Here is a 22,658-nt window from a genome sequence, read left to right as displayed (position 1 = left end):
CGGTAGGTTGTTCATCCGAAGCCTACCCGGAAACTGGAGGAGCGACCCAAATCGAGGGCGATAAGCGTAGCATCCAGGATGGTTTCATTACCGATCTGGACGGTTCGCCGCCGGACGGCTGGCGATACTCGCTCACGGTGCAGGAAGACGGCTCGCCAGCGCCTCGGTGGAATGATCCCCTGGTTTCTGCACACCCTACGCCGCTGGCTGGGCGAGGAGGCCGGACGCTACGGACAGGTGTGAAGCCGACCAGCCCGTCGGTCGTTCGCCCAGTCGGCAGTCGATCCTCGGAGTGGGAGTCGCGGGCGACGAAACCAGCACGAACCTTACATAACATTTTACCCACCCCATAGAATACAATGTTATTTATAATACGAGAATTTTTTGTAAGATTCACTTCACCTCCCTCTACCAAGCTACATGGAACACACTCCGTGCTCCTGACCATTATCCTGAACTGAAACGAAGTGGGAGGTGCATCATGATTTCCACGAATCTTATCAAGAAGTTTGGCATTCTCGGCTTTTCCATGGGCCTCATGATCAGTCCGCTGGCGTTGTCCGATGAGGTGGCCCTGCCGGCGGTGATCGTTATCGGCGAGGACATGATCAGCCCCAGCTTCCGGAGCAATCCGGTCAATGATCCTCGAGACATAACCCAAGCGGCCTTTCGGGGTCCTGTGACGGAGAACGGTCTCGTTACGAAAGATCTTAGCCCAAGCTTCCGGAGTGATCCGGTCAATGATCCCCGAGACATAACCCAGCCTGCCTTTAGGGGGCATATAACCACCACTCCCGTCATGCTGAATAGCCCGAGCCAGCGGAATGACCCGATCAATGATCCGTTCATGAATGGCTACGACTATTAAAAAAGACTCCATTTTACTTGATGACCTTCAGGGCCCCTACCTCTCGCAGGGGCTCTTTCATTGGGTATGTTCTGCTCTCACTCGGAATCGCTTTCCATCGCGTCGCGTCATCATCATGCCTAGGTGTGATCTCTCGGTAGGTTGTTCATCCGAAGCCTACCCGGAAACTGGAGGAGCGACCCAAATCGAGGGCGATAAGCGTAGCATCCAGGATGGTTTCATTACCGATCTGGACGGTTCGCCGCCGGACGACTGGCGATACTCGATCACGGTGCAGGAAGACGGCTCGCCAGCGCCTCGGCGACGAACGCCAGGAAGGCGCGGATACGCGCCACCCGGCGCAGGTCGGGGTGGGTCAGCAGCCACAGCTCGGTGGCGAGCTCGGGAATCGGCTCGCCGAGGCGCGTCAGCGACGGCTCGGCGTCGGCCAGGTAGCAGGGCAGCACGGCGCGGCCCAGGCCGTCGCGCACGGCGGCCAGCATGCCGAGCAGGGTATCGACGCGGTAGCGGCAGTGGGCGTCGGCCCCCTTGTCGGCCATCCAGGCCTCCAGCGGCGCATAGCCCAGGTGGCGATCCGGCCCGATCCAGGCGGCGGCGTCCCCCGCCCCGTCGGCCCGGGCATAGATCGCCTGGGCGATGCTGCCGACCCGCCGCCCCACCAGATGCTCGGGTGGCGACGACGAGGGCCGCACCGCCACGTCGGCGTCGCGCTGGGAGAGGTTGAACAGCTGGTTGGAAACCGCGACCTCGAGCACGATGTCCGGATGGGCCCGACGGAAGTCGGCCAGGATCGGCGACAGCAGGCCGATCAGCAGGGTATCCGTGGTGGTCACCCGCACCGTTCCCGATAGCCGAAGGTCGCGCCCCACCAGGCGCCGTTCGGCACGCAGGACCTCGGCTTCCACCCGCGCGGCCGTCGCCGCGAGCTCCTCCCCCGCCACCGTCGGCGAATAGCCGGTTCGTGCCCGCTCGAACAGCCTGACCCCCAGGCGTCGCTCGATGGCATTGAGACGCCGGAACAGCGTGGCATGACTCAGCCCCAGCCGGCGTCCGGCCCCCGACAGCGACCCCGCCTCGGCGATCGCCAGCGCCACGCGCAGGTCATCCCAGCCGAGATGTTGTTCATTCATGCAAGCTCCACTTTCATGAATAGGGAATTACTGTTCCATATCGCAGAAGCTAGCCTGCGGGTTCAACCCCTGCGACAAGGAGATGACTCGCCATGCATGCCCTGATCGTCTACTGCCATCCCGAGCCCCGCTCCTTCAACGGCGCCCTGAAGGACGTGGCGGTGGAGGCTCTCGAGCGCCTCGGCCACAGCGTCGAGGTATCGGACCTCTACGCCGAGGGGTTCGACCCCGTCGAGCACCCGGCCCACTTCGCCGAGCGCGCCGAGTCGGAGACGTTCCTGCCACTGACCGAGCAGCGCCACGCCTTCAACGCCGGCACCCTGCCCGACGACGTGCGGCGCGAGATCGCCCGTCTGGAGCGTGCCGACCTGGTGATCCTGCAGTTTCCCCTCTGGTGGCACGGCCTGCCGGCGATGCTCAAGGGCTGGTTCGATCGGGTCTGCGTCTATGGCGGGGTCTACTCCGGGAGCATGCGCTACGATCGCGGGCGCTTTCGTGGCAAGCGTGCGATCTGTTCGGTGACCACCGGTTCGCCGGCGCCGGCCTTCACGCGGCACGGCCGCGGCGGCGACGTGGCGACCCTGATGTGGCCCATGCACTGCTCGCTCTACTACCTGGGCATGAGCGTGCTGGCGCCACAGGCCACCTACGGCGTCCAGGGCGGCGGGCTCAGCTACCAGGCGGAAGAGGACTTCCGCGCCCACCTCGAGACCGCGAAGGCGAACTGGGCCCGGCGGCTGGCCACCCTCGAGGAGGCCGCCCCGATTCCCTTCAGCGGCTGGGACGACTGGGACGAGCACGGCATGCTCAGGGACGAGCATCCGGCCCGGTGGCGCCCCTGAGCGGCACCGACCCACTGGCGGCAACGCATGGCGTCAGGTATGCAGCCAGACCCAGGGTGATGGCAGCAGCTGGGCCTGGTAGAACCGCTGAAGCTCCGCGAGGGTCAGGTCGGCGACGGCCTGCCGCAGCTGCCGGGGCCCCTGGAAACGGGTATCGCCCGCGGCCAGGCAGGACCAGTACAGCTCCACCCGATGGGCAGGCTGCCGCTGTTGCGCCCCCAGGGTCTGCAGCAGGCCCTCGCGGTAGTGAGCGAAGCGTTCGGGATCGAGCCCGAGCGGCGACCGGTCGGGCGCCGTCAGGAAGTGGCGTATCTGCCGTTGCAGCTCGGTGACCGACAGCGAGGGCGACTGCACCAGCAGGATCAGCCCCGGGCGGTCGTGCAGGGGCAGGTAGCGGGCCAACACCACATAGCCCAGCTGCTGTTCGACGCGCAGCCGGTGGAAGAAGGCATCGTGCAGCAGCGTGGACAGCAGACGATAACGGGCCTCCTGCAGCGGCGAGGCATCGGGGGCCGGCAGGTACAGCGCCACCGCGCTGTCGGGATGGCTCGCCTCGAGCCGATAGTGGTAGGCCTGCCCCGCCTGCAGCGGCATGACCGCCGGTGGCTGGCGCCTTGCCGGTGGCCGGTCACCGATCAACAGGCGCTCCTCCAGCACCGCGGCCAACTGCTGCGCTTGCGACCGGTCCAGGTTGCCCGCCATCAGGCCGTCGAGGCCCGCGGCGTCCAGCAGCTCGTGTCGGAAGCCCTGCAACTGCTCCGGCTGAACCGTTGCCAGCGTGGCCAGGCGCTCCTCTTCGCTGAAGCCGTAGCCCAGTCGTGCCGCGGGCAGTTGCAGCAGGCGACGGAACGCATAGTCGTGCCGCTGCTGGCGCCAGCGTGCCTGCAGCACCTGCCGGGCCTGGCCGAAGCGGACCGCCGTGATCGGGGTGCGGGTCAGGCAGCCCGCCAGCCGTTGCAGCAGCCTCTCGAGCTGCGCGGGCAACCCGCTGGCTTTCAGCGTGATGCCCTGGTGATGGCGACTCAGCGTCGCCTGCAGGCCGGCAAGCCGTGCCTGCTGCAGCTCGCCGGCCAGCTCCCGTTCCAGCCAGGCGATCAGCAGCTCGGTCAGGACGCTGGCGCTCAGGGTGGTCGCCGGCTGGGCCGCCACCAGGTTCAGGTACAGATCGGTTCGGGCGTCCACCTCCCGGGCGAGCGGCTGGTACCAGATCCGGCACGGCCCGGTGTCGCGAAGCAGGCGGGGCACGGGCGAGGCGTTCGTGTCCGGCGCGATAGGGGGTATCGCCATGACGAAGGGGTTGGGCGGCGGCAGCGTGAAGTCGGCAGTCTCTTCCCCCTCGACGCCCCCGGGGTCGGGCCTTCCCACGATCCGGTAGGGCGCCGGGAACCAGGGGCTCGTGCGCTCGGCCGGGGCCGCGGGATCGATCGTCAGCGCCAGCAGGTTGTCCGGGACCAGGTGGGCCAGGCAATCGTGGATCACGCGGGGCTGGAAGTCATCCAGCCGGTAGGGGCCGCGCAGGGCTTCCGCGACGGGATAGCGGTGGAGCTGGTGGGCCAGCGACTTGACGAACTCCATGCCAGACGCCGTTGCCACGCGCCGGAAGCCCTGGTCGGCCAGTACCTGTCGTTCCCGATGGCGCCAGGCGGCGATGCCGTCCGCCTCGATGCGCCGCAAGCAGGTGAACACCGCCGCCGTGATGGCCTGGGCGTGGCCCATGCCATCGGGGGTGAGGCTCAGCCTGATCTGGAAGAGCGCCTGTGGGCGGGTATCCAGCAGCACCGAACAGTCGATGTCCGTGAGCCACCCCCGCTCCATGAGCCGGTCATGCAGGCTGCCGGGGCCGCGGAACGCGAGCAGCTGCCCCAGGGACTCCCAGGGTTGCTGGTAATCGTCGGGCCGTGGGGCGGGCACCGGAAAGCACAGGCGCAGTTCATGGCAGCGATGCGTCGGCTGCAGCTCCAGCCCCAGGGGGAGACTCCCCGGCGGCAGCAGGGGCGGAGGGGCCGCCGGCTCCGGCATCGTCCCGGACGGAATGTCGGCGAAATAGCGACGTACCTGCCGCTCCAGGCTGTCCAGCGACGCCGGCCCGGCGACCACCAGTTGCAGGTTGGCGGCCGTGTAATGGCGTTCCCGGAAGGCCACCAGGGCCCGACGCAGCACCTCGGGGGCCGCCCCCAGGGTGTCCCGGTTGCCGGCGAGAAAACGGCTGGCGGGATGCGCCGGATCGAGCACCTGCTTGATGACGCCCAGGGTCCGCTGCTCGTCGTCCTGTAAGCGTGCCCGATACTCCGCATCGATCACCTCACGTTCCTGCTCGATGGCCGACATGCTCAGGCGCGGGGCGATGAAGAACTGGGCGAACCGGTCCAGGGCATCGGCCAGCCGCGCCGGCGGGATCTCGAAGAAGTAGCGGGTCTGATCGAGCTCCGTCGTGGCGTTATAGCGCCCGCCATGCCCCTGGATATAGGCCGGGAAATCCTCCGGCGCCGGGTACCTTTCCGTGCCCAGGAACAGCATGTGCTCCAGCAGGTGGGCCAGCCCCGCACAATCGGGAGGCTCCTGGCCGCTCCCGGCGCCGACGCTCATGGCGGCCGCCGCCTGGTCGGCGGCAGGATCGGCAAGCAGCAGGATCCTGAGCCCGTTTGGCAAGGTGAGGGATCGGCACTGGCGACGGTCGCCGGGTGGGGTATGGATCATCGAGGGCGGTTCCGGGTGAGGGGCTGGCGGCAGGCGATCGGCCGACGCTGTCGCTACCATCAACGGTACCACAGCCCCGGGAAGTGCTCGAACAGGGGCAGGAGCCCGTTCAGCGGCAGGATCGATCGCCGATGACCGCTGCCCATTCGCGCGCCAGCCAGCTTCCGGCACGCTCGATCTCGTCCTCGCATGCTCCGGCATAGCCCAGCACCAGGCCGGGGCGCCCCGGCCGGCGCAGGTAATAGCGCGACAGCGGCGAGAGCGTGACGCCCTGCCCGGCGGCCCTGGCGACCAGCGTCCGCTCGGTTTCCGGATCGTCGAGCCAGGCCACCAGGTGCATGCCGGCCTGGCCCTCGGAGAGCCTCAGGCCATGCGCCACCGCCGGCGCCAGGGCCTCGCGCAGCCGTGCCTGTCGCCGGCGATAGCAGTCACGCATGCGCCGCACATGGCGCGAGAAGTGCCCTTGGGCGATGAACTCGGCCAGTGCCGCCTGCATCGGATACTGCCCCTCGCGATGCAGGCGCGCATTGGCACGCCGGAACGGCACCACCAAGGGGTCGGGCAGCACCAGGTAGCCCAGCCGCAGCCCCGGATAGAGCACCTTGCTGAAGGTCCCGACATAGATCACCCGGGCCCCGTCGACCAGCCCCTGCAGGGCGGCGATCGGTCGCTGGCCATAGCGGAACTCGCTGTCGTAGTCGTCCTCGACGATCCAGGCGCGGTGGCGCTCGGCGACCTCGAGCAGCGCCAGGCGCCGCGCCAGGCTCATCGTGACACCGCTGGGATATTGATGGGAGGGCGTGACATGGATCAGGCGGGGCGAGGCGCCTCCGACGGGAGCACGTTCGACGCTCATGCCCTCGGCATCCACCGGCACCGCTTCCACCTCGAAACCGGCCGCACTGAAGCAGGCCTGGGCCCCATTGTAGCCGGGTTCCTCGACCCAGACCCGGTCGCCGACATCGCCGAGCATCCGCGCGATCAGTTCGAAGCCCTGCTGCGCCCCCTGGAGGATCAGCACCTGATCGGGGCGACAACGCACTGAGCGCGACAGCCGCAGATAGTCGCACAGCGCCTCGCGCAGCGCCGGCACGCCGCCCTGAGCCTGGTAATCCAGCCACTGGGTGGGTGTCGCATGCAGATGGCGTCGCAACAGCCGCTGCCAGAGCGCATGGGGAAAGCGATCGAGCGCCGGCACGCCGGGCGCGAAGGCCCCGAAGCGGTCGTCCAGGCTGGCGCAGAACTCGAGCAGGCGCACGCCACGCGACGACAGCACGGCCTCGCCCACGAGGGTCCGATCGGCCAGCGGACGCGTCTCGCCGGACTGGCTCGTCACGGACTCGAACGCCACATCCGCCACGAAGGTGCCGGCACCGGGACGGCTCTCCAGGAAACCTTCGGCGATCAACTGGTCGATGGCCGCCAGCACGGTATTGCGGCCCAGGCTCAGTTCGCGTGCCAGGCGGCGCGAGGACGGCAGCCGCTGACCGCTGACCAGTCGGCCTTCCTGCACCCAGCGGCGCAGCGTCTGGTAAAGCCGTTGCGCCAGCGGCGCCGAGGTCGGGCTGGCCAGTTCGAGCCCCAGCGCCTCGCTTACCCAGTCCGCTTCGTCACCGACAACCGGTTCCATGATTTTCCCGAAAATTGGTTCTTATCGAGGAACCAATATGCCGCCAGACTGAGCGACTGTCACCCCTCAGGAGGACCTTTCCATGTCGGTGCGTCATGCCAAGCTGCGCGATATCGAAGCCCTCGGCGAACTGCTCGACGGTTACCGGGTGTTCTACGACCAACCTTCGGACCCGGCCGGTGCCCGGAACTTCCTGGCGCACCGCCTGGGCCTGGGCGATTCCCACCTGCTGGTCTACGAAGGCGAGGACGGCGAGTTGCTCGGCTTCGTGCAGCTCTACCCGCTGATTTCCACCGTGTGCCTGGCCCCGCTGTGGCTGCTCAACGATCTCTTCGTCGCCCCCCGGGCGCGCCAGCGCGGTATCGGCCGAGCGCTGATGAACGCCGCCCGCGACCTGGCCCAGGCTAACGGCGTCAGGCACCTGAAGCTGGCCACCCAGATCGAGAACCGGGGCGCCCAGAGGCTGTACGAGTCGCTGGGCTGGCAGCGCGATACGGTGTTTCATCACTATGCACTGATGGTGGACGATCAGGTCCTCGAGGAGAATTGTTCATGACGGAGACGAACGCCTACGGCCAACCGGTAGGCCTCCCGGTAGCGGGCTGGCGAGGCGCCGCCTTTCCTGGTCCCGAGCCCATGAGGGGGCGCCTGGTACGGGTCGAGCCGCTGGACGTCGACCGCCACGCCAACGACCTGCATGCGGCGTTTCTCGATCCGAGCGACATCCCCGGCGAGGACCTGGAAGAGCGTTGGACCTATCTGGGCGGTCGCCCTTTCGAGAACATCGCCCAATACCGCGACTGGCTGGGCGGACGTGCGGCCAGCCGCGACCCGAGCTTCCATGCCATCGTCGAGAATGCCAGCGGCGAGGCGCTGGGCATGGCCGCCTACCTGCGTATCGAACCCGAGCAGGGTTCGATCGAGGTCGGCCACCTGCACTTCACGCCGCGCCTCAAGCGCACACCGGCCGCCACCGAGGCGATGATGCTGATGATGCGTCGCGCCTTCGCGCTCGGCTACCGGCGCTACGAGTGGAAGTGCGACGCGCTCAACGCCCCCTCGCGGCGCGCCGCCGAGCGCCTGGGCTTTCGCTTCGAAGGCGTCTTTCGTCAACACCGCGTGGTGGCTGGCCGCAATCGCGATACCGCCTGGTTCTCGATCCTCGACGGCGAATGGCCCGCGCTGGAGAGCGCCTTCACGCGCTGGCTGTCGCCGGACAACTTCGATGACCAAGGGCATCAGCGCACGGCGCTCTCCCGCCTGACCCGGGAGGCGCTGGCATGATGCATCTTCCTTCTTCCATGCAGATGCCCCTGGAGCAGGCCCACGCCCTTATCGAAGCATTCAGTCTTGGTGTCATATGCAGGCCATTCCACCGACTACCGAGGAGGAGTAGGGCTTAGTGCGCCATGCGTACCCTCAGCGGTGCCAGCGCCACGGCGCGCGGCTCGCCATCGAAGTCGTCCTGGACCAGCACCCGGGAACGCGCCTCCAGGTAACGGCCCGCGCCCTCGACCCGGGCGATCCGCTGCATGTCGCTCAACGCATCGATGAGCTGCGGGGTCAGGCGATCGAGCACCGGCCGGACCTCCTCGGCGAGATCCGGCGGATTGGCGAATGGTCCCCGTCCTTCCTGCACCCACCGAAGCTGAAGCCGACGCTGGATCTGCTTGCTGGCGTCGAACTGCTTCTCGAAGAACTCCCGGGCGAAGGCCTCGTCGACCCCGGCCTCGCTCGCCTCGTCCGCGACCCGGTCGAGGAGCTGCGCCTCGCGCTCCGGGGCATTGATGGCGGCCCCGGAGTTCCACTTGGCCCTGGCCACGACAGGCGCGACGTCGAGCCGCGCATCGATCAACGACAGCATCCGGTCAATGGCCACCTTGTCCTCGTCGACGGGCTCCGGCGGCTGCATCTGGCAACCCGCGAGGAGGATCAGGACGACCAGGGCGAGGGCATGGAGGGGAGAGAGCGACGAGGGACGCCTTCCTGTGCGGTAACGGAACATCGGGGCAACTCCCTTGCGAGTGGATTCAGAGCCATTGTGGCAAGAAATCACCGAGCCGGCCTCCTCCTCACCCGGGGTTGCATATCGGGTCGCCCAGCCCCGAAACGAGTGGTACCGCTCCCCCCATTTGACACCCCTACCCCCCCTTGCCCACCTTTCGGGTGATCGTCCCGCAACCACGACACGAGCTGCTGCCCCCGGCAGACAGCGAGGGGAGGATAGTGTCATGAGTCACTGGCTCGGTGTGGGTGACCGGCCCGTGCCGGTCTTGTCACTGCTGGTGTCATGGGCCGTTGCCGGCGCGGCATCGGCGGCATCGCCACCCCAGATGCCCCCGGGCGAAGGGACGCCGGGGCACCCCAATGAAAAGAGCCTCGGCATCTACGTCGGTAACGCCCTGACCGAGGACGGCGCCACCCTGCTGGCCGGCTTCGGCCATGAACCCTCGAGCCACTGGATCGAGATCGTGCCGCGCCAGACGCATCCGCAGGGGGCAACCTGGCGGGTCGGCGTAACCGATCAGGCGCGCATCCCGGGCGAGCTGATCGAGATCCCCCAGGCCGATACCACCTACAAGTACATCACCTCGCACTACTCGGAGTTCGCCGGCTTCCCGCCCCCGCTGACCAATGGCGGACTGAACGAGCATGGCGTGGCGGCGCGGGACATCTGGTCGCCGTCGCGTCCCGAACTGGTGGAAATGTCGGAAGCCGCGGCCGAGGAGACCCCGCAGCGCGGCCCGCAGTACAGCGACCTGGCCCGGGCGGCGATGGAGCGCGCCACCACCGCGCGCGAGGCGGTGGAGATCATCGGCGGCCTGATCGATGCGCACGGGTTCTCGACCTACGGCGGCAACTCGCACCTCATCGCCGATGCCGACGAGGGGTGGGTATTCATCAACTATGCCGGCGGCGAGGGGCTGTGGGCGGCAGAACGCCTGGGAGCCGAGACGATACGGGTGCTGTACCCGGGCTATATTCACGATTTTCCGGTCGACCATGAACGGCACGACGACTACCTGGCCTCCGACAACTTCATCGACTTTGCCCGCGAGCAGGGCTGGTGGGACGGCGAGGGCGAGACCCTCGACCTGCAGGAGGTCTACGGCCAGCCGTTCCCGGCGGAGGATCCGGGCGACACCTATCCGGCCTTCTATACCGAGGCGCGCCATCCGCCGGCACGGGAAGCGGAACTACGCAAGATGGCGCCGCTGAGCCTGGCCGACATGCTGGCCTACGTACGCGACCCGCGCTGGTCGACTGACTTCGCGGGCTACGGCCAGGTCGCCCACCTGCGTCCCGATGTCCACCCCGAGCTGCAGACCCTGTGGGTAGCCGTGACCAGTGCCATCACCACGCCCTTCGTGGCGATTCCCGTCGGCGCGGAAGACGTGCCACCGGAGTTCAAGCAGCACCGCTACATGACCAAGGACGCCGACTCGCACTTCATCGACCCGGACTACAGGCCGCTGGAGGCGACGCGCTATGCCACGCGCACCTTCAAGCGGCTGCTCTACCATACCTGCGAGCATCCGAGCGACTTCCTGCGTCCGGTGACCGGCGAGATCGAGGCCTTCAAACAGGGCCTGATCGAGGAGCGAGGCGGCGTCGAGCAGCATGCCGCAGGCCTGTTTGACGCGGGCCAGGATGAGCAGGCGCGGGGCCACCTGACCGACGACGTGGAGCGGCGGTTGCTGGAAAGCCTGGCGCTCGGCGAAGCCCTGGTCCGCACGGTCGAGCGCGCGACCCGCGCCCGGTACGGCATCCGCATGCCCGAAGGCGAACGGCCCGAGGGCGAGACGACTCCCGCCACCAGTCAGCCCATGGCCCGCCACGGCTGGGGCGCCATGATCCACTGCCATGACGCAACGCTCGACGACTACCCACGAGCCCATGGGGTCCATGACGAATATCGTGGGCCGACCCAGTGACCGCGACGGGGCCCGTCGCGGTGCCTGGCCCGCCCACGACTCGACGCCCCCTTACCCGCGCTGGCCGGTCTCCTCCCAGCCGCCGGCCAGCGCCTTGTAGAGCCCGACCAGGGCCGTGGCGGAGCGGGTATGGCTGCGCGCCAGGCTGTCCTCGGCCTCGAGCCGCGAGCGCTCGGCGTCGATGACCTCCAGGAAGTCGATGACCCCCACCTCGAAGCGCACCCGGGCCTGGCGCGCCGCCTCGGCGCTGGCCTCGGCGGCGTCGCTCAGGTGCTCGCGCTCGCGCAGCGCCTGGGCGTAGCGGGCCAGGGCGGTCTCGGTCTCCTCGAGCGCCGCCAGGACCGTCTGCTCGTAACGGGCCAGGTTGGCGGCGGCGTCGGCATCGGCGGCCGCCATCCGGGCGCGCACCCGCCCCGCATCGAGGAACGACCAGTCGATGCCGAGCGCGATCAGCCGCGTCTCGCTGTCGCGAGCGAACAGGCCGCCGCTGCTGGCCGCCTGGGTCCCCAGCAGCCCACCCAGGGTGAAGCGCGGATAGAGGTCGGCGGTGGCGACGCCGATGCGGGCGCTAGCGGCCTCCAGGCGGCGTTCGGCGGCGGCGATGTCCGGGCGCCGGCGCAACAGCTCGCTGGGCAGGCCGGTGGCCACCCGGCTCGGCAGGACCGGCGGCTCGGTCGGTGCCTCCAGCACCGCGACCAGTGCCGCGGGCTCCTTGCCCGCCAGCACGGCGATGCGGTGCATCGTCGCGGCGATCTCTCCCTCGAGGGCCGGAAGACGCGACAGCGTGCTCTCCAGCTGGGCCCGGGCGCGCACGCTGTCGAACTCGGTGCCGCGACCCGCCTCGAGGCGTGCGTCCACCAGCGCCAGCGACTCGCGCTGGTTGTCGGCGTTGGCCCGCGCGACCCGGAGCTGCGCCTGCAGCCCGCGTAGCCGGAAGTAGTTGTCCACCAGTTCGGCGACCACCACCACCTGCAGCGCGCGCAGGTCGGCGGCCGAGGCCTCGGCGTCGGCGCGCTGGGCCTCGACGCTGCGGCGCACGCGGCCGAAGAAATCCAGCTCCCAGAAGGCCGCCACGCCGGCATCGAAGCTGTCGCTGTCGCGGTCGGCGCGTGAGACACCCGGCATCTGGTCGGCGCTCAGGCGCTGATTCGCCACACCGCCTTCGGCGGTGACCGTCGGCCCCAGGTCGCGGCGGGATTGCCGCAGCAGGGCCCGACTCCTGTCATAGCGCGCCAGGCCGATACGCAGGTCGTGGTTGGCGGCCAGGGCCTCCTCCACCAGTTGCGTCAGCAAGGGATCCTCGAAGCGCGGCCAGAACTCGGCCTCGACCGGGTCGGCCGAATAGAGCGCCTCGTCGGCACGCACCAGCGCCTCGGGCGCCGGCAACTCGGGCGATCGATAGTCGGGGCCCACGGCGCAGGCCGTGAGCGTCAACAGCACGGGCATCAGCAGCTGGTTACGCACGGTATTCGCCCTCCGCTGGCAGGGATTCCCGGGACGGGGAAGCGTCACGCGTCACCAGCTTGCGCAGGGCGACGTAGAACACCGGGGTCAGGAAGAGGCCGAACAGGGTGACGCCGAGCATGCCGGCGAACACCGCCGTGCCCAGCGCCTGGCGCACCTCGGCGCCGGCCCCGCCGGCCAGCATCAGCGGCACCACCGCCGCGGTGAAGGTGATCGAGGTCATGATGATCGGCCGCAGGCGCAGGCGGCAGGCCTCCAGCGCCGCCTCGACGATGCCCCGGCCCTGCAGCTCGAGTTCGCGGGCGAACTCGACGATCAGGATGGCGTTCTTGCACGCCAGGCCGATCAGCACCACCAGGCCGACCTGCACGAAGATGTTGTTGTCGCCGCCGGTGAGCTTCACCCCGATCAGCGCCGAGAACATGCACATCGGCACGATCAGGATCACCGCCAGCGGCAGGGTCCAGCTCTCGTAGAGCGCGGCCAGCGCCAGGAACACCAGCAGGATCGCCAGCGGGAAGACCACCAGGGCGGCGCCGCCCTGGTTGACCTGCTGGTAGCTCAAATCACTCCATTCGAAGGTCATGCCGGCCGGCAACACCGACGGCGCCAGGCCCTCGACCACCGCCAGTGCCTGGCTGGACGAGAGCAGGCGCGGATCGGACTCGCCCATCAGGTCGGCCGCCGGGTAGCCGTTGTAGCGGATCACCGGATCCGGCCCGAAGGTCTCGCTGACATGGATCATGCTGCCGATCGGCACCATCTCGCCGTTGACGTTGCGGGTGCGCAGGCGATCGATGTTCTCGGCGTCCAGGCGGAAGCCGCCATCGGCCTGGGCGATCACCTGCCAGGTCCGGCCGAAGCGATTGAAGTCGTTGACGTAGGCCGACCCCAGGTAGACCTGCAGCGTCTCGAACAGGTCGGTCAGCGGCACCCCCTGGGTCTTGGCCTTGATCCGGTCCACGTGCAGGTCGAGTTGCGGCACATTGGACTGGTAGGAGGTGATCGGATAGCCCATCCCCGGCGTCTGCGCCAGGGCACCGCTGAGGCCGTCGACGGCATCCTGCAAGGCACCGTAGCCGAGGCCGGCGCGGTCCTGGACGAACAGCGAGAACCCCGAACCGGAACCGAGGCCGAGAATCGCCGGCGGCATGAAGGCGAAGGTGAAGGCCTCCTGCAGGGCGGCGAACTTGCCGTTGAGCTCGGCGTTGATCTCCTCGGCGCTGCGCTGGCGATCGCCGAACGGTTCCAGGCCGAAGAACACCGTGCCGGAGTTGGGCGTATTGGTGAACTGCAACGGGTTGAGGCCGGGGAACGCCACTGCCGCCTCGACCCCTTCCGTCTCCAGGGCGATCTCGGTCATGCGCCGGATCACCGCCTCGGTGCGGTCCAGCGACGCGCCCTCGGGCAGCTTGGTGCCGCCGATCAGGTACATCTTGTCCTGGGTGGGGATGAACCCCCCCGGCACCGCCTGGAACATCAGCCCGGTGGCCGCCAGCAGGACGACATAGACGCCAAACACCACGCCACGCCGGCGCAGGCTGCGCGAGACCCCGCCCTGGTAGCGTTCGGAGCTGGCGTGGAAGAAGCGGTTGAAGGGGCGGAACAGCCAGCCGAAGAGGAAGTCGATGAGCCGCGAGAAGCGATCCCGGGGGGCATCGTGGGGCTTGAGCAGCATCGCCGCCAGCGCCGGTGACAGCGACAGCGAGTTGATCGCCGAGATCACCGTGGAGATGGCGATGGTCACCGCGAACTGGCGGTAGAACTGGCCGGTGACGCCCTCGAGGAAGGCCATGGGCACGAACACCGCGCACAGCACCACCGAGATGGCGATGATCGGCCCGCTCACCTCGCGCATCGCCTGATGCGCCGCCGCCAGCGGCGCCAACCCTTCGGCAATGTTGCGCTCGACGTTCTCGACCACCACGATGGCGTCGTCGACCACGATGCCGATCGCCAGCACCAGGCCGAACAGCGTCAGGGTATTGATCGAGAACCCCAGCAGGTAGAGCACCGCAAAGGTACCGACGATCGACACCGGCACCGCCAGCAGCGGGATGATCGAGGCACGCCAGGTCTGCAGGAACAGCGTCACCACCAGCACCACCAGCAGCACCGCCTCGAGCAGGGTCTTGATCACCGACTCGATGGAGTCGCGCACGAACACCGTCGGATCATAGACGATCTCGTGTTCCACCCCTTCGGGAAAGCGTTCGGCCAGCTCCTCCATCTTCTCGCGCACCGCGTCGGACAACGCGATGGCGTTCGAGCCCGGCGCCTGGAAGATGCCGATCGCCACGGCCGGATCGTTGTCGAGCAGCGAGCGCAGCGAGTACTCGGCGGCGCCGAGCTCGAGCCGGGCCACATCGGAGAGGTAGGTGAGCTGGCCGTCACTGCCGGCCCGGACGATGATGTCGCCGAACTCCTCCTCGGTGGTCAACCGCCCCTGGGCGTTGATCGAGATCAGGAAGTCCGAGGCCTCCGGCGTCGGCGGCGCGCCGAGCTGGCCCGCCGAGACCTGCACGTTCTGCTCGCGGATCGCCGCCAGGATATCACCGGCGGTCAGCCCCCTCGCGGCGGCCCGGTCGGGATCGATCCACACCCGCATGGCGTAGTCGCCGGCGCCGAACAGCATCGCCTGGCCGACGCCGGGCAGGCGCGCCAGCTCGTCGCGCACGTGCAGCGCCGCGTAGTTGCGCAGATAGGTGCTGTCGTAGCGGCCATCCGGCGAGGTCAGCTGCGGCACCATCGTCAGGTCGGGCGACTGCTTGTCGGTGGTCACCCCCTGGCGCCGCACCTCCTCCGGTAGCCGGGCCAGCGCCTGGCTGACCCGGTTCTGCACCTGCACCTGGGCCGCGTCCGGGTCGGTGCCGGGACGGAAGGTCAAGGTCATCGCCAGCACACCGTCGGAGCCGGCCACCGACTTCATGTACATCAGGTTCTCGACCCCGGTGATCGCCTCCTCCAGCGGCGTGGCCACCGTCTCGGCAATCTCCTTGGGGTTGGCGCCGGGATAGACCGCCCGCACCTGGACGGTGGGCGGCACCACGTCGGGGTACTCGCTGACCGGCAGCAGCGGGATGGTGATCGCCCCGGCGATGAAGATCAGGATCGACAGCACCGCGGCGAAGATCGGGCGGTCGACGAAGAATTTCGCAAAATCCATGGCAGGACTCCCTCCCGGGGCGGACACAGGGGTTAGGGTGATCGCTGGAATCGTGACACTCAGCGCGTGGCGGCCAGCTCTCCGGCGGCGCCGGTCGGCCCGCGCATGTCGACGCTCTCGGCCGCCACCTGCATCCCCGGGAAGAAGATCCGCTGGGCACCGCGCACGACCACCCGGTCACCGAGCTCGAGGCCGGACGCCACCACCCGCAGTCCCTCGGCCATGCGCCCGAGCTCCACGTCGCGGCGCTGTGCCCGGCCCTCCTCGTCGACCACGTAGACGTACTTGCGGTCCTGGTCGGTCAGCACCGCCTTGTCGTCGATCAGGATGGCGTCGTCGGCACCGTTGCCGAGCAGCTGCACCCGGGCGAACATGCCGGGCGCGAAACGCCCGTCGCCGTTGTCGAGCACGGCCCGCGTCAGGATCGTCCCCGCCGCGGCGTCCAGTCGGTTGTCGACGAAGTCCACCTCGCCCTCGTAGGGATAGCCCACATCGGTGGCCAGCCCGACCCGCACCGGCGTGCGCTCGTCGCGGGAGCTCGTACGCTCGCCGCTGCGCGCCATGGCGTCGTACTGCAGGTAGGTCTGCTCGTCGCTGAAGAAGTGCACGTGGACCTTGTCCAGGGAGACGATGCTGGTCAGCGGCGTGGCCTCCGAGACCAGGTTGCCGACGGTCACCAGGGCCCGGCCGGTGCGCCCGGCGATGGGGGCCCGGACCTCGGTGAACGCCATGTTCAGGCTCGCCGTGTCGACCGCCGCCCGCGACGCCAGGATATCGGCCTCGGCCTGGGCCGCCGCCGCCCGGCGCTGGTCCAGCTCTTCGCGGGAGATGGCGCGGGTCTGGGCCAGGGTTTCCGCCCTGGCGGCCTCGCTGCGGGCGAGTTCGGCCCTGGCTCGCGCCCGTTCGAGATCGGCCTCGGCCCGTGCCAGCTCGGCCCGGTAGGGGCGCTGGTCGATCACGAACAGCACCTCGCCCGCCTCGACGCTCTGGCCCTCGGTGTAGTGGATGCTCTCGATGTACCCCGTCACCCGCGGGCGCAGCTCCACCGTCTCCACCGCCTCGATGCGGCCAGTGAACTCGTCCCAGAAACGCACGTCCTCGACCACCACATCGGCCACGCTGACCTGGGGGGGAGGCGGCGCCTGCTGCGCACTGTCCGCCTGACTGTCACAACCGGTCAGGAACAGGAGTCCCGAAAACATGGCGGTAACCATGAAAGTTCGCCCGGGACTCACGCGATGAAACATCTTGTGGACGTTCATGAGTGACCTCTATCGACTCGGAATAGCGGAATACTCCGCCGTTTATCATTGGGCCTGGCAGTTGAATTGCCGTGGACTCTATCCAGTCGATTGATGGGGTGGGAAATCGACAACCGGCAACCTGATGCAGTGCGTCACCATAAAGCCATATCGATAACTTGATTAGTCGGGTCGTCAGGGAAATACTGTCCCGTTGACGGAACAGTCACCGTGCAGCCGTTCCCCCACTCCTTTATTCCCTCCCCTGAATCTCCGAGCACGGCACAGGACAACGACGATGTTGCAGGATCTCAACGACGCCTTGATATTCGCCAAGGTCGTGGAACAGGGCAGTTTCATCGCGGCGGCCAATCAGTTGCACCTTTCCAAGACGACGGTCAGTCGCAAGGTACAGGGCCTCGAGCAGCGTCTGGGAGCCCGTCTCCTGAACCGTACCACCCGCAAGCTGAGCCTGACCGAGGCCGGTGCCGTCTACTTCGACTACTGCAATCGTATCGCCCAGGATCTCGGCGAGGCGGAGAGCGCCGTCCAGCGGCTCGAGGGCAGTCCGCGGGGCTGGCTGCGGATCACCGCGCCCTTCACCATGTGTACCGAGTTCACCTCGGTCCTGGTGCGGGAGTTTCGCGCGCAGCACCCCCAGGTGCGCATCGAGATGGTGCTCTCCAACGATCGCCTCGACCTGGTGGCCAACCAGATCGACGTCGCACTGCGGGTCGGCCCGCTGCCGGATTCCACCCTGGTCGCCCGTCCCCTGGCGCGCTACCGCTCCTTCGTCTACGCCAGCGACCGCTACATCGCCATGCATGGCGAGCCACGGGAGCCCGCGGAGCTGGCCCACCACCCTGCCCTGGCCAAGTCCACCGACCAGCGCGGCCAGCGCTACCTGTGGCAACTGCGCAAGGAGACGCGCCAGGAGGAGGTCGAGATCGACCCGATCGCCATCGCCAACGACCCCTTCGTGCTGCGCGGGCTGCTGGTCGAGGGTCAGGGGCTGATGCTGACCAGCGAGATCGTCGCCTGCCTGGGCCCGGAGGAGCAGCGACTACGCCGGGTGCTCGATGGCTGGGAGGGGCCCGAGGTGGAGCTCAATGCGGTATTCCCCGGCGGACGCCTCATCTCCCCCAAGGTGCGCACCTTCGTCGACTTCGTCGTGGAGCGCATGCGCATCGAGAGCCTGCCACCCGCCGAGCTGTGGCAACCGCCTGTCCGTCCCGAACCCGAGGTGTCGGCCGCCGCCGCAGACGAGACGGCCTGATCCGTACGGGCCCGCCACCTCTCATGCCCCCTTTCAGGCACGGGGCAGGGTGACGCTCACCTCAGTACCCTCCCCCGGCGAGCTGACGATCTTCCATGCCGCCCCGTGGCGCTCGCAGATCTCGCGTACGATCGACAGCCCCAACCCCGAGCCCTCGCCCCTGGCGAGACTGGCCCGGGTGCGGTAGAAGCGCTGGGTCACCAGCGGCAGCTCCTCCGCAGCGATGCCGACACCGCTGTCGATGACCGCCAGCCGCACGCCCTCCGGCCGCACATCGGTTTCGATGCGCACCCACTTCCCGGCCGGGGTGGCGCGCAGGGCATTGTCGATCAGATTCGATAGCACTCGGTCGATCAGGCCCAGGTCGGCGTCGACCCGGGGCAGCGAGGGATCGCAGTCCACCGTCAGCAAGATGCCCGCCTCGTGGGCCTGATGCTGGAACTTGCCGACGATGTCGTGGGCCAGCTCGGCCAGCGAGAACGGCTCGCGTAGCAGCGGTTTGTCGTAGGCATCCAGCAGCGCCAGGGTCGAGAGCTGCTGCGCCAGGCGGGTCAGGCGATCGGCATTGTCGAGGATCGCCGTCAGCATCCGCCGACGGCCCTCCTCCTCGACGGTTACCATGGCCAGCAACTGTTCGGCATAGCCGCGCAGTGAGGTCAGCGGGGTGCGGAAATCATGCGAGAGGTTGGCGACCAGTTCACGGCGCTGGCGATCGGTCTCGTGCAGTGCCTGGAGCTGGGCCTCGATGGTCCCGGCCATGTCGTTGAAGGCCCGGGCCAGGCGCCCCAATTCGTCGTCGCGGGGGGCGGCGATGCGCTGTCCGAAGTCACCGTCGGCGAAACGCTGTACCGCTGCGGTCAACCGCGAGAAGCGCCGGGTCAACAGGGCGAACCACACCAGGCCGAAGACTCCGGACACCAGCAGCGCCATCAGGCCGGCGACCACCAGGGTGCGGAGGATGGAACTGGTGCGCAGCATGGCGAACATCGAGGCGTGGCCGGCGTTGTCGAGGTCGGCGTACAGAAAGCCCGGGGAGTCACCAGAGCCGCCCTGCTCGCCGTGGCGAATGCGCGCCACGGAAAACACCCCGGGCTGCTGTCCGCAGGGCGACATCGCCAGCACCGGCAGCATCGGCTCGTCACCGAGCAGGGTCTCCAGCGCCCGGGTGTCCACCCGTCGCCCCAGGCCGCAGGTCGGCTCGGCGTAGTCGGCGATCACCCGTCCCCGCTCGTCGAGCACATACAGCGACAGCGAGGGGTTGATCGAGACGATATGCCGGGCCATGTCCCGGGCGGCGGCGCTGTCGGCGCCCTGATGCAGCGCTGGCTGCATGACCTCGGCGAGGTTCTCGGCCAGGTCGATCTCCAGGCGCTGCTGGAGCTCGCGGCCAAGCTGGTTGAACTGGCTGATGGCGATCCAGGCGGTGGCCACCGACAGCAGCAGCAGGCTGGTCAGATAGACCAGCGCGATGCGCGCATAGAGGCTGCGACTCAGGCGGCCGATGCGGCGTATCAGTGCCTTCATGGACGCTCGGCACCCGACGGGCCCTGGCCTTCCGGTGTCTCGCTGAAGCGATAGCCCACCCCCCAGACGGTCTCGATGAAGCGCGGCCTGGCCGGGTCGGCCTCGATCTTGTTGCGCAGGCGGTTGATATGGGTGTTCACGGTATGGTCATAGCCGTCGAATTCCTCACCCCAGACGTGGTCGAGCAGCTCGCCGCGGCTGAAGCTGTACCCGGGATGGCGGGCGAAGAGCGAAAGGAGCGCGAACTCCTTGGCGGTGAGCTGGATCGGCTTGCCATCGAGGTATACCCGATGCTCGCCGGCATCGATCACCAGCGGGCCGCAGACCAGCGGCGGGGTGGCAACGATGCCGTCACCGGTGGGCGCCTGGCGCTGGCCGCGGCGCAACAGGGCCTGCACCCGGGCCAGCAGGATCGGCATGGCGAAGGGCTTGGTGATGTAATCGTCGGCGCCGATCTCGAGCCCCACCACCACGTCGCGGATCGCGGCCTTGGCGGTCACCATCAGCACCGGCGTCAGGCTGTCGCGACTGCGCAGCCGGCGGCATACCTCCAGGCCGTCCATCCCGGGCAGCATCAGGTCCAGCGTCACCAGGTCATAGCGTACTCCCGCGGCCTCGGCGCCCAGCAGCGCCAGCGCCGCCTCGCCGTCGCGGACCCAGTCGCAGGCATACCCCGCCGCCGCCAACGATTCGGTAAGCAGCCTGCCGATCTCGGGATTGTCCTCGACACAGAGGATTCGATAGCTCATCGCCGACTCCCGCCCGTTGCCCCTGCCCACTCTAGAGCCACGCCCGCGCTCGAGCATCACGAAACCATCACGAAAAAAGATACCACGTCGTGATGGTTCCGTGATGAACCGCCGGCGGCGCCTGGCTAGCGTGAGCCTTGCCGCTGCGACATGACCGGTGGCGGCCCATCCCCGACTGGAGGAACAAACCGATGAATCATCCCAGGACCACACTGTTCGCCGCCCTGCTCGGCGCCGCCCTGCTGCTGCCGACCACCGCCCTGGCAGACGACCCCATGGAAGAGGACGGCATGGCGCAGGAGACCATGGAGGAAGAGACCATGGAGCACGACGCCATGGACGAGGAGGAGCCCATGATGGAAGAAGAATCCATGATGGAGGAAGACGACGAGATGATGGAAGACGACGACGCCATGTGAGACTCGGCCCCTGCCGGCCGGTGCATCCCGAATGATCGCCGGCCGGCCTCGCCCCGGGGAGGTACCCCATGCGATTCCTGACCATGCAATTCCTGAAACGCTCCTCCAGCTCCTCCGCGCCTGGTGCCGGCCAGGCGCCGGTGGTCATCCGGCGACACGGCGCCTTCACCCGCCTCTGGCACTGGGTCAATGCGGCCTGTCTGGTGGTGTTGCTGATGAGCGGCCTGCAGATCTTCAATGCCCACCCGGCCCTGTACTGGGGCAAGGATTCCTCGTTCGACGCCCCGGCGCTATCGATCCGTGCCGTGAGCGGCGGCGACGGCGAGCTGCGCGGTATCACCCGGGTCGGCGGCCATCGCTTCGATACCACCGGGGTGCTGGGCGTCTCCGGCCCCGCCGAGGCGCGCGAGCGGCGCGCCTTCCCCGCCTGGGCCACCCTGCCCGGCCCGCGCTGGCTGGCCGCGGGGCGCCAGTGGCACTTCCTGGCCGGCTGGATCTTCGCCCCCCTGCTGATCGCCTACCTGCTGTATCTGGTACTCAGCGGCCAATTGCGCCGTCGCCTGCTGCCGCGCCGGCACGAATGGCGAACCCTCGGTCATGTCGTGACCGAGCACCTGCGGCTGCGCTTTCCGCGGGGTGAGGAAGCACGCCACTACAACCTGCTGCAGAAGCTCGCCTACCTGCTGGTGCTGTTCGTCGTCATGCCGCTGGTCGTGCTGACCGGATTGACCATGTCACCGACCATGGATGCCGCCTGGCCCTGGCTGCTGGACGTCTTCGGCGGCCGCCAGAGCGCGCGTACGATCCATTTCCTGTGCGCCCTGGCGTTGGTCGGCTTCTTTCTGATCCATATCGTGCTGGTGCTCGTCTCCGGCGTCGTCAACAACCTGCGTTCGATGATCACCGGGCGCTATGTGCTGCCCACCGAGAAGGAGGCCCAGGATGACTAGTCCCACCGACCCGGCGCGCCGCCGCTTCCTGGCACGGGCCGCCCTGGCCGGCAGCGCCCTGCTGCTGACCGGTTGCGACCGGCTGTCGCGCAGCGACACCATGCGTCAACTGTCCGATGCCACCGGCTCGCTGACCCAGCGGGCCCAGCGCCTGCTGGCCTCCCGCGAGGCGCTGGCGCGGGAGTATTCGCCCGCCGACATCGCCCCGACCTTCCGCGCCAACGGCACCACGAATCCCCGCGACGAGGCGTACCGACGCCTGGCGGCCAACGGCTTTCGCGACTGGCGCCTCGCGATCGGCGGCCTGGTCGACACGCCGCAGACCTTCTCCCTCGACGACCTCAAGGCCATGCCATCGCGGACCCAGATCACCCGACACGACTGCGTCGAGGGCTGGAGCTGCATCGGCCAGTGGACCGGCGTGGTGCTCGGCGACCTGCTGGAGCGGGTGGGCGTTCGCGACGAAGCGCGCTTCGTGGTCTTTCACTGCGCGGACCGCTACCGCGGCGGAGATCCCTACTACGAGAGCCTGGACATGCGCGAGGCCTATCATCCGCAGACGCTGCTGGCCTATGGCCTGAACGGCGCCGATCTGCCCATCGCCAATGGCGCCCCGCTACGGCTGCGGGCCGAGCGTCAGCTCGGCTACAAGATGGCCAAGTACGTGATGCGCGTCGAACTGGTCGAGGGCTTCGCCCACCTCGGCCGGGGCCGAGGGGGCTACTGGGAGGATCGTGGCTATCAGTGGTGGGCGGGGATCTAGGTGG

18 protein-coding genes are annotated in these 22,658 nt (G+C 68.3%); 9 read left to right on the top strand and 9 right to left on the bottom strand.

Annotated features, from left to right (window positions below; translation table 11 throughout):
* Nucleotides 1-481 precede the first annotated feature (481 nt).
* Entirely contained in the window at nt 482-868 is a 387-nt protein-coding gene (locus CR157_RS08615; RefSeq protein WP_110283135.1) for a hypothetical protein, read from the top strand.
* A gap of 266 nt (nt 869-1,134) precedes the next feature.
* Here the strand turns inward: CR157_RS08615 and CR157_RS08610 are convergent, their stop codons facing one another.
* Entirely contained in the window at nt 1,135-1,998 is an 864-nt protein-coding gene (locus CR157_RS08610; RefSeq protein WP_110283134.1) for a LysR family transcriptional regulator, read from the bottom strand.
* Between the two features lie 92 nt (nt 1,999-2,090).
* Between CR157_RS08610 and CR157_RS08605 the strand changes: the two genes are divergently transcribed.
* Complete coding sequence (locus CR157_RS08605) at nt 2,091-2,840, top strand: NAD(P)H-dependent oxidoreductase (protein ID WP_110283133.1); 750 nt, start codon at nt 2,091-2,093, stop codon at nt 2,838-2,840.
* A gap of 33 nt (nt 2,841-2,873) precedes the next feature.
* Here CR157_RS08605 and CR157_RS08600 read toward each other — a convergent pair whose 3' ends face one another.
* Both CR157_RS08600 and pdxR read right to left on the bottom strand, forming a co-directional pair.
* A complete protein-coding gene (locus tag CR157_RS08600) occupies nt 2,874-5,537 on the bottom strand; it encodes an insulinase family protein (RefSeq protein WP_181422012.1) in 2,664 nt (887 codons plus the stop codon).
* 109 nt (nt 5,538-5,646) lie between these two features.
* Nucleotides 5,647-7,167, bottom strand: a complete 1,521-nt coding sequence (gene pdxR, locus CR157_RS08595) for a MocR-like pyridoxine biosynthesis transcription factor PdxR (RefSeq protein WP_110283131.1) — start codon at nt 7,165-7,167, stop codon at nt 5,647-5,649.
* Nucleotides 7,168-7,249: 82 nt separating this feature from the next.
* Between pdxR and CR157_RS08590 the strand changes: the two genes are divergently transcribed.
* Both CR157_RS08590 and CR157_RS08585 read left to right on the top strand, forming a co-directional pair.
* Nucleotides 7,250-7,723 (top strand): GNAT family N-acetyltransferase, encoded by a 474-nt coding sequence (locus CR157_RS08590; protein ID WP_110283130.1) that lies wholly within the window; start codon nt 7,250-7,252, stop codon nt 7,721-7,723.
* Complete coding sequence (locus tag CR157_RS08585; RefSeq protein ID WP_110283129.1) at nt 7,720-8,451, top strand: GNAT family N-acetyltransferase; 732 nt, start codon at nt 7,720-7,722, stop codon at nt 8,449-8,451. Before CR157_RS08590 ends, CR157_RS08585 begins: the two co-directional genes overlap by 4 nt.
* A gap of 115 nt (nt 8,452-8,566) precedes the next feature.
* On the opposite strand, the gene aroQ is transcribed toward CR157_RS08585, so the two are convergent.
* Nucleotides 8,567-9,172, bottom strand: coding sequence for a gamma subclass chorismate mutase AroQ (gene aroQ, locus CR157_RS08580; RefSeq protein WP_110283128.1), 606 nt, complete (start codon nt 9,170-9,172; stop codon nt 8,567-8,569).
* A 226-nt stretch (nt 9,173-9,398) separates the two neighbouring features.
* On the opposite strand from aroQ, the gene CR157_RS08575 reads away from it, so the two are divergent.
* Nucleotides 9,399-11,102 carry a C69 family dipeptidase gene (locus tag CR157_RS08575; RefSeq protein ID WP_219999911.1) on the top strand — a complete coding sequence of 568 codons (1,704 nt, stop codon included), beginning with the start codon at nt 9,399-9,401 and terminating at the stop codon, nt 11,100-11,102.
* Nucleotides 11,103-11,153: 51 nt separating this feature from the next.
* Here the strand turns inward: CR157_RS08575 and CR157_RS08570 are convergent, their stop codons facing one another.
* From CR157_RS08570 to CR157_RS08560, 3 genes are read right to left on the bottom strand one after another with little or no spacing between them, the layout of a single operon-like run.
* Nucleotides 11,154-12,566 (bottom strand): efflux transporter outer membrane subunit, encoded by a 1,413-nt coding sequence (locus CR157_RS08570; RefSeq protein WP_258364110.1) that lies wholly within the window; start codon nt 12,564-12,566, stop codon nt 11,154-11,156.
* The gene (locus CR157_RS08565) at nt 12,559-15,732 is read right to left on the bottom strand and encodes an efflux RND transporter permease subunit (protein ID WP_110283127.1); all 3,174 of its coding nucleotides are present in this window, start codon (nt 15,730-15,732) and stop codon (nt 12,559-12,561) included. The genes CR157_RS08570 and CR157_RS08565 overlap by 8 nt, the downstream gene beginning before the upstream one ends.
* Nucleotides 15,733-15,791: 59 nt before the next feature.
* Complete coding sequence (locus CR157_RS08560) at nt 15,792-16,934, bottom strand: efflux RND transporter periplasmic adaptor subunit (protein ID WP_258364109.1); 1,143 nt, start codon at nt 16,932-16,934, stop codon at nt 15,792-15,794.
* A gap of 337 nt (nt 16,935-17,271) precedes the next feature.
* Between CR157_RS08560 and CR157_RS08555 the strand changes: the two genes are divergently transcribed.
* Nucleotides 17,272-18,249, top strand: coding sequence for a LysR family transcriptional regulator (locus tag CR157_RS08555; RefSeq protein ID WP_110283125.1), 978 nt, complete (start codon nt 17,272-17,274; stop codon nt 18,247-18,249).
* A 33-nt stretch (nt 18,250-18,282) separates the two neighbouring features.
* On the opposite strand, the gene CR157_RS08550 is transcribed toward CR157_RS08555, so the two are convergent.
* A complete protein-coding gene (locus CR157_RS08550) occupies nt 18,283-19,773 on the bottom strand; it encodes a sensor histidine kinase (RefSeq protein ID WP_110283124.1) in 1,491 nt (496 codons plus the stop codon).
* On the bottom strand, nt 19,770-20,522 hold the full coding sequence (locus CR157_RS08545; protein WP_110283123.1) for a response regulator transcription factor: 753 nt from the start codon (nt 20,520-20,522) through the stop codon (nt 19,770-19,772). Before CR157_RS08545 ends, CR157_RS08550 begins: the two co-directional genes overlap by 4 nt.
* A gap of 191 nt (nt 20,523-20,713) precedes the next feature.
* On the opposite strand from CR157_RS08545, the gene CR157_RS08540 reads away from it, so the two are divergent.
* The 3 genes from CR157_RS08540 to CR157_RS08530 all read left to right on the top strand — a co-directional run bounded on the left by CR157_RS08540 (nt 20,714) and on the right by CR157_RS08530 (nt 22,654).
* Complete coding sequence (locus CR157_RS08540) at nt 20,714-20,941, top strand: hypothetical protein (protein ID WP_181422011.1); 228 nt, start codon at nt 20,714-20,716, stop codon at nt 20,939-20,941.
* Between the two features lie 68 nt (nt 20,942-21,009).
* The gene (locus CR157_RS08535) at nt 21,010-21,891 is read left to right on the top strand and encodes a cytochrome b/b6 domain-containing protein (protein WP_258364108.1); all 882 of its coding nucleotides are present in this window, start codon (nt 21,010-21,012) and stop codon (nt 21,889-21,891) included.
* Nucleotides 21,884-22,654: a molybdopterin-binding protein gene (locus CR157_RS08530; RefSeq protein ID WP_110283121.1), complete on the top strand. Its 771-nt coding sequence runs from the start codon at nt 21,884-21,886 to the stop codon at nt 22,652-22,654. The genes CR157_RS08535 and CR157_RS08530 overlap by 8 nt, the downstream gene beginning before the upstream one ends.
* The last annotated feature ends 4 nt before the right edge of the window (nt 22,655-22,658 follow it).

It is taken from the genome of Halomonas sp. LBP4 (assembly GCF_003202205.1).
In the GTDB taxonomy this organism is placed as follows: domain Bacteria; phylum Pseudomonadota; class Gammaproteobacteria; order Pseudomonadales; family Halomonadaceae; genus Halomonas; species Halomonas flagellata.
This window is presented reverse-complemented; position numbering and strand designations above follow the sequence as displayed.